A 14443-nucleotide genomic window follows, 5' to 3' on the forward strand; every position below is an offset into this window, starting at 1 on the left:
TCCATGATGCCGAACCCGCGGGCGGCCACGGCCCGCGCGGACGCGATCACGCAGCCCCGTTGACCTTCCCGCAGCACACCCTTACCGTTTCGCCGTTCGGTACCACAGATGCCGTTCGGAATCCCGAACAGCCGTGCCATGCGCGGCCGTTGGGTCCGGCACCGGGACGGAAAGGGCACACCGTATGCGTCACGACCCCACACCCCCCACCCGTCGGCTGCTCCTCCAGGGCGCCCTGGCCGTGGGCGCGCTCGGCGCCCTGCCCCAGGTGACCGGATCCGCCCCGGCGGCCGCCGCCGCACCGCCCGCCGCGGCCAACCCCCTCGTACGCCACCGCGCCGACCCGCACATCCTCCGCCACACCGACCGCGCCTACTACTTCACCGCCACCGCCCCCGAGTACGACCGGATCGTCCTGCGCCGCTCCCGCACCCTCCGCGGGCTGGCCACCGCCGAGGAGGCGGTCGTGTGGCGCAAGCACGACAGCGGCGACATGGGCGCGCACATCTGGGCGCCGGAGATCCACCACATCGACGGCAGCTGGTACATCTACTTCGCCGCCGCCCCCGCGGACGACATATGGAAGATCCGCATGTGGGTGCTGGAGAACCCCGCCCGGGACCCGTTCCGGGGCACCTGGACCGAGAAGGGGCGGATCGTCACCGCCTGGGACACCTTCTCGCTCGACGCCACCACCTTCACCCACCGCGGTTCCCGCTACCTGGCCTGGGCGCAGCACGAGCCCGGCACCGACGCCAACACCGCGGTCTTCCTGTCCCGGATGGCCGGCCCCCTGACGCTCACCGGCCCGCAGGTCCGGCTCACCGCACCCGAGTACGACTGGGAGTGCGCCGGCTTCAAGGTGAACGAGGGCGCCGCCTTCATCCGGCGCGGTGGCCGCGTCTTCCTGACGTACTCGGCCAGTGCCACCGACAGCAACTACTGCCTGGGTCTGCTCACCGCCGACGCCGGCAGCGACCTGCTCGACCCCCGCTCCTGGACCAAGTCGCCCCGACCGGTCTTCACCAGCAGCGACACCACCGGACAGTACGGGCCGGGGCACAACTCGTTCACCGTCGCCGAGGACGGCCGCACCGACGTCCTCGTCTACCACGCCCGCCCCTACAAGGACATCACCGGCGACCCGCTCGACGACCCCAACCGCCACACCCGCGTCCAGCCGCTGCGCTGGAAACCGGACGGCACCCCCGACTTCGGCACACCGGTCGCCGACGGCCCCGTCCCCGTCCCCGGCGTGTGACCGCATGCGCCCGCCGGGCCGGCTCCCGTCGCGGCGGGGCCGTCCATGGGTCCGGCGTCAGTGCTCCGGTACGACGCCCAGTTGCCGCAGCATGCCCATGTCGTCCACGTTCCACCAGCTCTCCGCGATCCTGCCGCCCTCGCAGCGGAAGGTCGCCTGACCGGTTCCGGACACCTCCCGGCCGGTGGCCTCCAGGCCCTGATAGGTGGCGACGTGCCGGCCCTTGAACGACATCCGCAGGCAGACCGTGTCGCCCTCGGCGACCAGCCCCTCGACGGTGCACGTCGGCCGGAACGCCTCCATGACCTCACGGGTCGCCGCCTTGGCGGCCTCCAGGTCCATGTCGTACGACGGCTGGGACGGGTCGTGCTCCCGGTAACCCGGGGTGCACAGCTCGTCGACGACGGCGATGTCGGCCCCGTTGATCACTTCGTCGACGAACCTGCGCACGACCAGCTTGTTGAGCTGCTCGTCCCGGAGGACGTCGAGGTCCGTGAACGTGGGTTCGCCGTCGCACAGGGCCGTCATCTCACGGAAGATGCGGTCCGTCTCGGGCAGTTTCGAGTTCTCCATCGCCTCCTCGTACGACGGGAACTCGACGATCTCCAGTACGTGCGAGGAGTCCGAACGGTCCCGGCCCATCATGGCGTGGGTCGCCGTCCGCCTGCCCCGGGTGGCCTCGGCCCAGCTGTCCAGGAGCCGGTTCATCTCCTCGACCCGGTCCGTCTTGCAGTCGATGATCTGTACGAATGTCATGACGCCTCCCGACATCGGAAACGACTGCGCTGTTTACAGCGTATGCCGGTCCGGCCGGCCCGGCAGGCGGCCACCGCCTCGGGGCTCCCCGCCCCGCCCCCGACATCAGCGCGAGGGCGCCGCCGGCCCGTTGAGGGCGGTCGCCAGCTGGGCGCGGGAGCGGACGTCGAGCTTCTGGTAGATGCGGGTCAGCCGCGCCTCCACCGTCTTCACGCTCAGGTACAGCCGGGCGGCGGCCTCCTGGTTGCTCGCGCCCTCCCCGACGAGCCGGGCGAGCCGCAGCTCGGCCTCCGTCAGCCGGGACAGGGCGCTCCCGGCGGCGGGGGCCGCCGCGGCGTCGGCCGGCGACGGGCTCTCCGCCGTCAGCCCGAGCCACGGCTCCGCGCCCGCCCGCTCGAAGACGGCCGCCGCCGCCTGCATCGCCGCCTGCGCGGCCGACCGTCTGCGCCGCCGCCGCTCCACCCGCGCCAGCGCGATCAGGCAGCGGCCCTGCTCCAGGACCAGCCCGTGCCCGGCGAACCGGTCGGCCGTCTCGACCAGCAGGTCGGCAGCCTCGTCGGTCCGCCCGCCCGCCGCCAGGCACAGCGCGTACACCCGGTCGCACCCCAGCAGGACCGTGGTCCGGCCGAGCCGTTCCGCGACCGGGCCCACGTCGGCGAGGAGCGCCTGCGCCTCCTCCAGGGCGTCACCGGCGAGGAGCGCCTCCGCCAGTTCCTCCTGCCAGCGCAGCATCGAGGGGTCGACCGCGCACTGGGCCGCCTCGTTGTCCCGCACCCGGCGCAGCGTCTCCAGCGCGCCCGCCACGTCCCCGGTGACCAGCTGGACCCTGCCCAGCGCGTAGAGGCTGCGCGACAGGAAGACGTGGTCGCCCTCCTCCTCGGACGCCCGGACGCTGCGCCGCGCGTACCCGGCCGCCCGGGCGAAGCTGCCGCCCGCGGTCTCGGCGAGCGCCAGCGCGTACCAGGCGGGGCCGGGGGACAGGCCGGCCTCCAGCGTCAGGGCGAGCGACCGGCCGGCGTGCGCCAGGGCGGCCGCGCACTGGCCGCGCCGGGCCTCGACCTCGGCGAGCGTACGGAACAGCTCGATCGCGTCCTCGACCGGCCCGCGCCGCTCGACCAGCGGGAGCAGCGCGTACAGCTGGTCGCGGGCCTCGGTGAGCCGGTCGTCGAACAGGGCGTGCCGGATCGTCAGGATCTGGGCGGTGTTGCGCACGCCCAGCGGCCGGTCGGTCATCTCCAGCGCCCGCGCCTCGGCCAGCGTCCGCTCCGCGTCCGGCGAGCCGAGCACCCGGTCCATCCGCGCCTGCTGGGTCAGCGCCTGGGCGGCGGTGTGCCGGTCGCCCACCGACATGGCGAGGGCCGCCGACTCCACCGCCGCGGTCCGCGACCGCACCGGATCGCCGTCCGCGAGGACGTACTTCACCGCCAGCCGCAGCTGCACGGCGGCCCGCAGCGCCGGTTCGCCCTCGGAGTCCTCCATGGCGTGCACGTAGATCTCGTCCAGGTCCGTCAGGCCCTGCCCGGCCGTGTCCAGGACCGCGAGCCGCGCCCGCACCCGGTCGGCGGGTGTCGCGTCGCGGGCCAGCAGGTCCGCGGCGGCGCGCACCGCGAGGTCCGCCCGGGCGGCCCGCGCGGCCTCCTCGGCGGCGTCCACCAGCCGCTCCAGCCGGCGGCGCCCGAGGCCCGCGGGGGTGGTCTCGGCGGCGAGCAGCGCCAGTTCGGCGGCGAGCGCGCTGTTGCCCCGCCGCCGCGCCGTGTCGGCCGCCTCGGCGACCTCCGCGGCCAGGTCCTCGTCCGGGACGTCGTTGGCCAGCGCCCGGTGCCGTACCGCCTCCACCGGGTCGTCGGCCACGGCGGCGAGCGCGGCGTGCCCGCGGCTGCGCTCGGTCCAGCAGGTGTCGTGCACGAGCGTGGAGGGCAGCAGCCCGGCCGTGAACGCGACCGTCCCGTCCTCGGTGAGCGATATCAGCCCGGCGCGCTCCGCGGCGGCCAGCTCGGCCTCCGCCGTGGGGCGGCCCGCGCGGCGCAGCAGAGCGGTGGTGGGGCGCAGCGCCAGGGCGGCCAGCAGCAGGGTGGCCCGTACGGGTGCGGAGGCGGGCGCCAGCATCCTGCGTGCCACGTCCCGGGCCCGGCCGGACAGCGGCAGCGCCTCCGCGTGGTGGACCGGGGTGCGGGAGTCGGCCAGCGACCGGCCGACGGCGAGCGCGAGGCGCGGGTTGCCGCCGCTGGCCCGGTGGATGCGCCCCGCGAGCCGGGACGGCAGCCGGTGGTGCACCAGCAACTCGGCCATCTCGTCGGCCTGGAGCGGCGGCACGAGCAGGACGTCGGCCTCGGAGGCCACCCACAGCGGCATGGGCGCCCCGCCGCTGTCGGCCCCGCCGCCCGCGTACGGGGCGGGCGTCTCGACGGCGACGACCCGCAGGGTGGGCGGCGCCAGATGGAGCGCGAAGCGGAGCAGGTCGGCGCTGTCGGCGTCGATCCGCTGGGCGTCGTCGACGACCAGCAGGACGGGGGACTGCTCGGCCAGGGTGCGCAGGACGCTCGCGACGGCCAGCCGCAGCGCGATCGGGTCCCAGCCGCTCTCCAGGGCGGCCGACTCCCGGCAGAGCACCGCCACGGCGTCCCGCTGGGGGCCGGGCAGACCGTCCAGGGCGAAGGCGGGCACCGAGGCGATCAGCGCGGCCGCGGCGGCGCCGGGCATGTCGTGGTCGGCGGGCTGCGGGGCGAGCCACACCACGGTCTCGCCGCGTGCCGCGGCCTGGTCGGCGGCGGCCTGGGCGACCTCGGTCTTGCCGACCCCGGGCGGCCCGGTGAGCAGGGCGCGGCCCCGGCCGAGCAGCACGTGTTCGAGCCGGGCGAGCAGCTCGGCCCGTCCGACGGGCGCGGCCCGGCCGGTCCGCCCGGGAGCGTACGGCGTCGGGGCGTAGGGCGCGGGGGCGTACGGCGTCGACCTCACCTGCGACCACCACCCTCCGGCGCGCGGACCGTCCCCACGGACCCCCTGCCCGTGATCTGTCTCGCGAGCGCAGCATACGAACTCGGCCACGGGAGTCCAGGTGTCCTGTCCGGTATGTGGACGAACACACAAGCGGGCGTGCTCGTGGCGGATTGCCACGAGCACGCCCCTGACCTGTGAAGACGTGGGTCCTAGCGGTCGATCAGAAGGTCAGTCCCCACGAGTCGATGTAGCCGGTGTCACCCGAGGCCACGTCCCGGACCTGCAGCTTCCAGGTGCCGTTCGCGGTCTCGGCGGAGGCGTCGACGGTGTACGAGGCGAGGACGTTGTCGGCCGAATCGTTGCTGCTGGAGTTCTTCAGCCGGTACGCGGTGCCGTCCGGGGCGACCAGGTCGACGACCAGGTCACCGCGCCAGGTGTGCTTGATGTCCACGTCGACCTTGAGGGCGGCGGGGGCGTTGCCGGTGCGGCCGGTGACGGCGATGGACGACGTCACGGTGGCGTTGTCCGAGATGGTGACGTTCGTCGCGTTGGTGAACGCCGCTCCGGTACCGGGGGTGGTGGTACCGGTCACGGCGTTCACGGTCTTGGTGGCGTCCGCGATGCCGGTGCCGCAGCCGCCGGTGCAGGTGCCGGGCAGCGGACGGGCGTTCGTCTTGATCGCGGACTCGATCTCGGCGGGCGTCAGGGTCGACTTGGCCGACTTGAGCAGCGCGGCGAGCCCGGCGATGTGCGGGGCGGCCATCGAAGTGCCCTGGTACGGCTTGTAGTTCTCCAGCGACTGGGTGGTCGTGCCGGAGTTCAGCGTGGAGAGGATGCCGTTCTCGGGGGTGGTGACGGTGCCGGGCGTGTCGGTGGCGCGGCGGGTCTCACCGCCCGGGGCCGAGACGTCGACGATGGAGCCGTAGTTCGAGTAGTACGAACGGTTGCCCTCACGGCTGGTGGACGCCACGTTGATGACGCCGGCGCAGTTGGCGGGCGTGAAGCCGGACGCGTTGGCGTTGCTGTTGCCCGCCGCGACGACGACGGTCGCCCCCCGCGCGACCGCCCCGTCGATGGCGTTCTTGTAGACGGTCGGGCAGGTCGAGCTGGCGCCGCCGAGGCTCATGTTGATGACCTTGGCCGGGTTCGGGTTCGCCGGGATGCCCGGGACGGAGCCGCCGGAGGCCCAGGTGATCGCGTCGGCGATGTCGGAGGACGAGCCGCCGCACTTGCCGAGCACACGGACGTGCTGGACCTTCGCCCCGTACGCGATGCCCGCGACGCCCTTGGCGTTGTGCGTGGTGGCCGCGATGGTGCCGGCGACGTGGGTGCCGTGCCACGAGGAGTTGCTCGCCCGGGAGCCGGTGCCGCACTCGCCGTCGGTGGCGTTCCAGTCGCCCTCGTCCTTGGGGTCCGCGTCACGGCCGTTGCCGTCGCGGGCGTCGGCCGAGCTGGAGATGAAGTCGTAGCCCGCGACCGTGTTGCCGGTCAGGTCGCTGTGGGCGGCGGCACCGGTGTCGATGACGGCGACGGTGACGCCGCTGCCGGTGGTCTTGTCCCAGGCGCCGGGCACGTTCATGCCGCCGGTGGGCTCGAAGAGGTCCCACTGCTTGGCGTACTCGGTGTCGTTGGGCGTGACGGCCATCGCGTAGGCGCGGATGTCGGCCTCGACGGAGGCGACCTGCGGGTCGGCGCGGAAGGCGTCCATGACCTCCGTGACGTCCTGCTTGGTCGTGTCCGCGCCGAGGTCGACCAGCGCGGCACCACTCGCCAGGCGGCGTTCGAAGCTGAGCTTCTCGCCCGTCTCGGTGGCCTTCGCCGCGGCGTCGCTCTTGGCGGCGGCGTTCGACGTGGCCTCGGCGGTACGGGACTTGTAGGTGACGATGACCTTGTCCACCGGCGCGCTCGGCAGCGCGGCCGGGGTCATGGCCTGCGAGGCCGGGGCAGCCGGCTTCGGGGTGGGGGTGGCCTCCGTGGCGAGGGCCACCGCGGAGGTGGCGGTCACGCCGAGGATCGTGGCGCTCGCCGCCACGACGGATATGAGTCTCCGCCTGGAACCGTTCAAGGTGTTCCCTTTCAAGGCAGCTCCGGCGACTCCCGGAGCGGCTGACGGTGCAGGGCGCGACGGGCGGCGGGCGCTTGGGGAACGCGGACGTGCCGTGGGGGTGGCAGTCCGTGGTCCCCGGGCCGGGTACGCCCGTTGCGCCGCCGCCGACGCGACGGCCCCTGGGGCGGGACCGTCACCGGCGGAACCCGTGTGTTACATGCACCTGACATCCAGGTGGAGGGGAACCGCCGGTGCGGCAGACAGTAGGGAAACCCGCGACGGCCCCGATACGGGGAAAACCCTTGTCACCCCCGCGCACCCCTCGGGCCACCCCCGCGATCCCCCTCCCCACCTGCGTGTATCCCTCACCCGGGTCCCTGACCTACCCGAAGCCGGCCAGGGGCGCCTCCCCGTCGGAGCACCGCGATACCCGCCGGCCGACGCCCCCCGGCCCTCGCTCGCGTCCCGCAGCCGCCCGGCGGCCGGGCGCGGCCGTGCAGGGTCGCCCCCGCAGCGGTCGGCGGCGAGGAGCGGCAAGGGATCGCGGCAGGGTGCCCCGCCGACCGCGAGGAGGTGAGCCCGGAGGGGCCGCGCCCCCACCCACCCGCGCAGCGCGCACCCCCGGTGACGTCGCCGTCACGAGCCGTACGCGCCCGCAAGGGCAAGCGACACGCGAAGGGCCCCGCCGCGCACCCGCGGCCCGCGCGGCCCCGCCCCCCAGCCGGGGCCGCGCGAGCCGGCCGCCGTGGCCGGGGCCACGGCGGTCGGAGGGGTCAGAGCCGGGTGCCGACGCCCGGGACGTTCCACGCCGGGGCGACCCCGGTGAGCTGGCAGATCATGAGGTACAGCGGGATGGGCGGGGTGTACGGCGACGTCGTGCCGGGCCGGTGGATCAGGCGGGGCCGCCGGTCGGGGACGTACCCGCCCGCCGCGTAACAGGCGGGCAGCGGCCACCGCAGGTCGGCGTCCGAGCCGGCGGGGACGATCCACCACCACCAGTCGGTGTCGGCGAACACGCACCCGTCGCCGGGCAGGCGGGACAGCAGCCGGAAGCCGTACCGCGCGGGCACGCCCACGGCGTCGCAGCCCAGGGTGGCGGGCAGCGACGGCGGCAGTGCCAGCAGGATCTCGCCCCCGGGTCCGGCGGTCCGGGCCGCCGGCTGCCGCCGGCCACGCGCCGAGAGCAGCGTGGCCATCGTCCTCAGCACGGCCCCGCCGCGCCGCCGTGCCCCAGTTCGGCCCAGACGACACGCCCGGCTCCGTGCCGCGCGTGGTGCGCGCCCCACGCGCTGCTGACGGCGTCCACGAGGAGCAGTCCGCGCCCGCCCTCCTCGGCGCAGCCGCGGCGCAGCCGGGGCGCGGCGGCCGGGCAGCCCTCGTCCTGGACGGAGACGCGCAACTGCTCGCCGCAGTCGCGGAGTTCGCAGACCACCCGGTGGCTCACGGTGTGCACGACGGCGTTGGTGACGAGTTCGGAGACCACCAGTGTCACGGCGTCGCACACGGTGCCGTCCACCTCCCACAGCACCAGCCGTTCCTCGACGAGGTGCCGGGCCCTGGCGACGGATTCCGCGCGCGCGGGAAGTTCGAAGGAGAAGCGGCGGACGTCGGCGGAGATCGCGGGGCGCGGGGCTCTGAGCGGGGGGGTGAGCGCGTTACCAGGAGCCACGACCGATTCCTCACATGGGGGAGCGGCGCCGTACATCGCCTCTCCCGTGGCAGAGCGCGGCAGCCGCGTGAACTGGTTCACCAACTGGTTCACCGGAATACTTTCCTCCCGACACGCACACTTGGCAAGTGGCACTCTGAAAAATGCAGAGTGTGGTGTGCTCTCTGCCGTGCGCATGGCACACTCATCAAAAAAGCGCGTGGGGAGGTCTTAAGTGAGCGAGCCGCGGTCCGCCCCCACCGTGGGACAGGTCGTACTCGGCAAGCGTCTGCAGGATCTGCGGGAGCGGGCGGGCCTGAAGCGGGAGGAGGCCGCCAAGGTGCTCCGCGTGGCCCCGGCCACGATCCGCAGGATGGAGACCGCGGAAGTCGCGCTGAAGATCCCTTACGTGCAGCTCCTGCTGCAGGCGTACGGGGTGCCCGCCGGCGAGGCGGAGGGCTTCGTCCGGCTGGCCGAGGACGCCAACAAGCCCGGCTGGTGGCAGCGCTTCCACGACGTCCTGCCGGGCTGGTTCAGCATGTACGTCAGCCTGGAGGGCGCCGCCAGCGTCATCCGGGCCTACGAGCCGCAGTTCGTGCCCGGTCTCCTCCAGACCGAGGACTACGCGCGGGCCATCCTGCGCGGCGGCGCCGTCGGCCAGGTCGGCGACGACGACATCGAGCGCCACGTGGCCCTCCGGATGGAGCGGCAGGCCCTGCTCACCCGCCCCGACGCCCCGAAATTCTGGGTGATCATGGATGAGACGGTGCTGCGCCGTCCCGTGGGCGGCGGCCCCGCCGTGATGCGGGCGCAGATCGACCGGCTGCTGGAGGCCGCCGAGCTGCCGAACGTCACCCTCCAGGTCGCCGAGTTCGCCACCGGCCACCATCCCGGCACCTACGGGCCGTTCGTGCTCTTCCGCTTCGCCGTGCCGGAACTCCCGGACATGGTCTACAGCGAGTACCTGACCGGCGCGGTGTACCTCGACGCGCGCCCCGAGGTGGCCTCGCACCTCGAGGTCATGGACCGCATGGCGGCGCAGGCCGCCACAGCACAACGTACGAAGGAAATCCTCCGGGATTTCCGCAAGGAGCTGTGAATGGATAGCGCAGAGCGCATATACAACGGCATGCCCGCCGCCGAGCTCGGGGCCGAGGGGTGGCACAAGCCGTGGAGCGGCGGCAACGGCGGCAACTGCGTCGAGGCCATGAAGCTCGCCGACGGCCGGGTCGCGGTCCGGCAGTCCGCCGACCCCGACGGCCCCGCGCTCATCTACACGCACGGGGAGATCGCCGCATTCATCCAGGGGGCGAAGTCGGGCAAGGCGGACTTCCTCCTCACCTGACGCCACACCCGCCCGACCGGCCCACCGCCCGCCCGGCCCGGACCGCCCGACCGCCCGCCCGGCCCGGACCGCCCGACCGACCGCCCGCCCGGCCCGGACCGCCCGACCGGCCCATCGACCGGCCGCGACCTGACCCGTCCGCCCGTCCGGATCCGTGAACACCCGTCAACACCCGTCGAAACGTTTACGGTTGCCTCGCATCCGTCCACACCGTCCACGCCACCAGGGGGAGCGCCAGATGACCCGGATCGACACCAGCAAGCCGCACCCGGCCCGCATGTACGACTGGTTCCTGGGCGGCAAGGACAACTATCCGGTCGACGAGGAGATGGCCAAGCAGCTCCTGACCATCGACTCCCGCGGGCGTGACATGGCGCGGGTCAACCGCGCGTTCATGCACCGGGCCACCCGCTGGCTCGGCGCCCAGGGCGTCCGCCAGTACCTGGACATCGGCAGCGGCATCCCCACCGAGCCCAACCTGCACCAGATCGCCCAGCAGGTCGCGCCGGAGTCCCGGGTCGTCTACTGCGACAACGACCCCATCGTCCTCGCCCACGCCGAGGCGCTGCTGCGCTCCACGCCCGAGGGCGCCACCGAGTACATCCAGGCCGACGCGCGCGACCCGGAGAGCATCCTCGAACGGGCGGGCAAGGTGCTCGACTTCACCCGGCCCATCGCCCTGTCCCTGCTCGCCCTGCTGCACTTCGTCGACGACGAGGACGGTGCCTACGAGTTGCTCCGGCGGCTCGTGGAGCGGCTGCCGTCCGGCAGTTACCTCGTCCTGTCGCACGTCACCGGCGACTTCGACCCCGAGGGCGCCGCCAGGGCCCGGGCGATGTACCGGGGGCGCGGCCTCACGCTGCGGCCGCGCACCCGGGAGGAGTTCGCCCGCTTCTTCGAGGGGCTGGAGCTCGCCGAGCCCGGGGTCTCGCTCACGGCGGACTGGCACCCGGAACTCGGCGAGGTCGTACCGGTCGCCGGTGACGCCCCGATCCCCGGGTACGCCGGCGTGGCCCGCAAGCCCTAACGGGCCGCCGGGGGCACCAGCGTGACGAGGAACTTCCGCGCCGGGCCGGTGTTCCCCGCGGAGTCGACCGTCCGGTACTCCACCGTGTGCGTGCCGTACTCGGGCGTCGCGTCGTCCCACGGCACCACGCGCGGGGTGCCCAGCTTGCCGTACACCAGTCCGTCGATCTCCGTGCCGCCCGGGGTGAACCGGAACGGCGCGCCGGCGTCCGTCGGCCAGCCGTAGTAGGTGTACCAGCCGTCGCCGTTCACCCGGAACTGGCTGACGACGTGCCCGGGCCGGTCGTCGCGGGCGGTCAGCCGCATGGTGAACGGGCCGTCGTAGACGTACTCCACCGGGCGGCCCGGGCGGTGGACCGTGCGCAGCGGCGGCGACAGCTCGTACGCGGCGGTGGCCGGCGTCGCGTCGACCGTCCAGCGCAGCTCGCGGTCGGTGCCCGCGATCCGGGCGGTCAGCGTGTGCGGCCGGCCGGGGCGCAGCCGCAGCGCCGACAGGTCCAGGTCGCGGTCGTCGCCCACGCCGTCCACCCGGCGGCCGTCCAGCCGCCACTGGACGGCGAGGGTGCGGTCGTCCGGGTGCGTGGTGTCGGCGTACACGACGGAACGGGCCCCGACGGGCGCCGCGGTGGGGGTGTGCCCGGTGAAGTCCGCGGCCACCGGGACCGGCCGGGTGGTGACCGCGGTGTCCACCGTCCAGGTGACCGTGCGGGTCAGCGCCGCCGACCCGCGCACCGCCGGGTCCCGCACGAACGGGGTGGGGTCGGTGACCGTCGCGGTCAGGGTGTGCCGGCCGGGGGCCACGTCCAGCCGCCGCAGGTCGACCGTGCGAGCACCGGCCGCCGACCGCACGGGGCGCCCGTCGAGCCGCCAGGTGACGTCCAGCGCGCCGCCCGTCGGGTGCAGGGTCTCCACCCACACCGTCCGGTCGGCGCCGATCGGCGCGGTGTGCGGGGTGTGCCCCTGCACCAGGTTCACCTTCGACGAGATCGCCCGGACCATCACCTCACGGCCGACCTGGTCGAAGGCGTACCCGAGCGTCTTCATGATCGAGTGCCGGCTGGGCCGCCACACGCCCTTGGTGCCGTACAGCCCGCCCTCGTGGCGTCCGATGACGCCGCCCGCCTCGCTCTCCTCGCCGAGCCAGCGCCACCACTTGGCCCGCTGGTCCCTCATCTGCCGCTCGGTGAGCACGGTGTGGTGGGCCGACGACGGCTCGCCGCCCTCGTACGTGCCGCCGGGCACCCCGCGCCCGTAGTAGTCGTACTCGTCCTGGAGCCCGCCCAGCGAGTGGCCGATCTCGTGCGGGGTGATCAGGGACGACAGGGCGTTGCCCCCGGACGCGGTCGCGTACGTGCCGCCCGCGCCGCCGTAGGTGTCGCTGTTGGCGAGGGCGACGATCTGCCGGTTGCCGCTCGTCGAGCCGGGCACGAGGTCGGCGAGTGCGTTCGCCGCGCCGCTGTCCACGGTGAGCAGCCGCTGCACGCTGCCCGGGTCGCAGCCGCCCCAGAACCCCATCCCCAGTGGGGTGTTCCGGCGCGGCGCGTCCAGGCCGGGGTCGCAGTCCACCCCGGACTCGGGGGAGGGCACCTCGACGGCCCACACGTTGACGTACGAGCGGTAGGAGGCGAACGGCTCGATGCTCCAGAGCACGTTGAGGTGCTCCTCGACGTCCGCGCGGAACTCGGGCAGCTGGCCGGCGGTGTAGCCGTCGCCGAGCAGGACCAGGTTGAAGCGCTTGTCCGCGGGGCCCGTGGTCTGCACGGGGACGACGGTGGCGGACTCGGTGACCGGTGGGCGTTCCCCGGCGGTGGCCGGTCCGGAGCCCACCGGCGCGGTGGTGAGTAGGCAGGCCGCGCCGATCAGCGCGGCGGCTCGTGCAAGGCGTTGGGCAACCATGGGGCGGGAGCGTACGGTGTGCCCAACGCACCGTAAAGACACCGCTGTTGGCCATCGTCACGCCAGATGGCCGAGCTCCGGGTGCTCTCGCGCGTACGCGTCCAGGAGCCGTCGCGCCACCGACACCGAGTCGACCAGCGGGTGCAGGGCGAAGGCCTTCACGGCCGTCTCGCGGGACCCGCTCTCCGCCGCCGCCAGCACCTCGCGCTCGGCCGCCTTGACCGCCGCCACCAGCCCGACCGCGTGGTGGGGGAGCGGTGCCACCGACACCGGATGGGCGCCGTTGGCGTCGACGAGGCAGGGCACCTCGACCACCGCGTCGGCGTCCAGCACGGACAGGGTGGTGCGGTTGCGGACGTTCAGGATGAGCGTGGCGCGCTCGTCGCGGGCGACGGCCCGCATCAGTGCCAGGGCGACCTGCTCGTAGCCGCCCGGCTCCAGGTCCTGCTCGGCCCGGTCGCCGGCGCCGGCCGCCTCCCGGTTGGCCGCCATGTAGGTGGCCTCGCGCTCGGCGAGGGTGGCGTGCCAGCTGTCGAGGGACGGCGCGCCGTAGAACGCGGCCTGCTGGTCGCGCAGGTACGCCCCGCGGGTCCGCCCGGCCTCCCGGTAGGCCCGTACCGCCTCGCGGTTGAAGTAGTAGTAGTGCAGGTACTCGTTGGGGATCGCGCCCAGGGACCGGATCCAGTCGGCGCCGAAGAGCCTGCCCTCCTCGAAGGAGCCGAGCGCCTCGGTGTCCGCGAGCAGCCGGGGCAGCTCGTCCCGTCCGGCGACCCGCACGCCGCGCAGCCAGCCGAGGTGGTTGAGGCCCACGTAGTCGAACCAGGCGTCGCCGGGGTCGGCGCCCAGCACGCGCGCCACGCGCCGGCCCAGGCCCACCGGCGAGTCGCAGATGCCGATCACCCGGTCGCCCAGGACCCGGGACATGGCCTCGGTGACGAGCCCGGCCGGGTTGGTGAAGTTGATGACCCAGGCGTCCGGCGCGACCCGTGCGACGCGGCGGGCGATGTCCAGTGCCACGGGCACGGTGCGCAGCCCGTACGCGATGCCGCCGGCCCCGACGGTCTCCTGGCCGAGCACGCCCTCGGCGAGTGCCACGCGCTCGTCGGCGGCGCGCCCGGCCAGTCCGCCGACGCGGACGGCCGAGAAGACGAAGTCCGCTCCGCGCAGGGCCTCGTCCAGGTCGGTGGTCGCGCTCACCGCGGGCGCGGCCGGCACGGCGCGGGCCTGCTCGGCCAGCACCCCGCCGATCGCCGCCAGCCGGTCCGCGTCCACGTCGTGCAGCGTCACCCGGGTGACCCGGCCCTCCGCGTGGTCGGCCAGCAGCGCCCGGTACACCAGTGGCACCCGGAATCCGCCGCCACCCAGAATCGTCAGCTTCATGCCGTCACGCTACTCGGCGGCGCGGGGGCGGCCCGGCAGCGGTTGACCACCAACCCGTTCGTACGAGACGATACGTCTCGTCTAGTACATCCGGTGTTCCCGCCCGGTCGAGTCGGCGCGTCCGGCCGGAGCGGGACGGCGCGAACC

The 14443-nt window shown here is 74.2% G+C and carries 11 protein-coding genes; 4 read left to right on the forward strand and 7 right to left on the reverse strand.

The genetic code is table 11. The features are described 5' to 3' along the window. Window positions 1-184 precede the first annotated feature (184 nt). Window positions 185-1261: a glycoside hydrolase family 43 protein gene (locus A4V12_RS29010; protein ID WP_064072400.1), complete on the forward strand. Its 1077-nt coding sequence runs from the start codon at window positions 185-187 to the stop codon at window positions 1259-1261. Between the two features lie 57 nt (window positions 1262-1318). On the opposite strand, the gene A4V12_RS29015 is transcribed toward A4V12_RS29010, so the two are convergent. The 5 genes from A4V12_RS29015 to A4V12_RS29035 all read right to left on the reverse strand — a co-directional run bounded on the left by A4V12_RS29015 (window position 1319) and on the right by A4V12_RS29035 (window position 8670). After that, window positions 1319-2017 carry an ester cyclase gene (locus A4V12_RS29015; RefSeq protein ID WP_064072401.1) on the reverse strand — a complete coding sequence of 233 codons (699 nt, stop codon included), beginning with the start codon at window positions 2015-2017 and terminating at the stop codon, window positions 1319-1321. Between the two features lie 105 nt (window positions 2018-2122). Further along, a complete protein-coding gene (locus tag A4V12_RS29020) occupies window positions 2123-4972 on the reverse strand; it encodes a helix-turn-helix transcriptional regulator (RefSeq protein ID WP_079137417.1) in 2850 nt (949 codons plus the stop codon). 202 nt (window positions 4973-5174) lie between these two features. Then, a complete protein-coding gene (locus A4V12_RS29025; RefSeq protein WP_199831415.1) occupies window positions 5175-6986 on the reverse strand; it encodes a S8 family peptidase in 1812 nt (603 codons plus the stop codon). A gap of 788 nt (window positions 6987-7774) precedes the next feature. Continuing rightward, on the reverse strand, window positions 7775-8197 hold the full coding sequence (locus tag A4V12_RS29030; protein ID WP_064072402.1) for a hypothetical protein: 423 nt from the start codon (window positions 8195-8197) through the stop codon (window positions 7775-7777). Between the two features lie 5 nt (window positions 8198-8202). Continuing rightward, window positions 8203-8670 carry an ATP-binding protein gene (locus A4V12_RS29035; protein ID WP_064072403.1) on the reverse strand — a complete coding sequence of 156 codons (468 nt, stop codon included), beginning with the start codon at window positions 8668-8670 and terminating at the stop codon, window positions 8203-8205. Between the two features lie 214 nt (window positions 8671-8884). Between A4V12_RS29035 and A4V12_RS29040 the strand changes: the two genes are divergently transcribed. The 3 genes from A4V12_RS29040 to A4V12_RS29050 all read left to right on the forward strand — a co-directional run bounded on the left by A4V12_RS29040 (window position 8885) and on the right by A4V12_RS29050 (window position 11021). Next, window positions 8885-9748, forward strand: a complete 864-nt coding sequence (locus tag A4V12_RS29040; RefSeq protein ID WP_064072404.1) for a helix-turn-helix domain-containing protein — start codon at window positions 8885-8887, stop codon at window positions 9746-9748. After that, on the forward strand, window positions 9749-9994 hold the full coding sequence (locus tag A4V12_RS29045) for a DUF397 domain-containing protein (protein ID WP_064072405.1): 246 nt from the start codon (window positions 9749-9751) through the stop codon (window positions 9992-9994). 238 nt (window positions 9995-10232) lie between these two features. Beyond that, window positions 10233-11021 carry an SAM-dependent methyltransferase gene (locus A4V12_RS29050; protein WP_064072406.1) on the forward strand — a complete coding sequence of 263 codons (789 nt, stop codon included), beginning with the start codon at window positions 10233-10235 and terminating at the stop codon, window positions 11019-11021. On the opposite strand, the gene A4V12_RS29055 is transcribed toward A4V12_RS29050, so the two are convergent. Together A4V12_RS29055 and A4V12_RS29060 are read right to left on the reverse strand one after the other, a co-directional pair. Continuing rightward, entirely contained in the window at window positions 11018-12916 is a 1899-nt protein-coding gene (locus tag A4V12_RS29055) for a M64 family metallopeptidase (RefSeq protein WP_064072407.1), read from the reverse strand. The two genes, A4V12_RS29050 and A4V12_RS29055, sit on opposite strands and share 4 nt — an antisense overlap. 57 nt (window positions 12917-12973) lie before the next feature. After that, window positions 12974-14296 (reverse strand): 6-phospho-beta-glucosidase, encoded by a 1323-nt coding sequence (locus A4V12_RS29060; RefSeq protein WP_064072408.1) that lies wholly within the window; start codon window positions 14294-14296, stop codon window positions 12974-12976. Window positions 14297-14443: the final 147 nt, after the last annotated feature.

The organism is Streptomyces noursei (assembly GCF_001646665.1).
Classification (GTDB): Bacteria; Actinomycetota; Actinomycetes; order Streptomycetales; family Streptomycetaceae; genus Streptomyces; species Streptomyces lavendulocolor.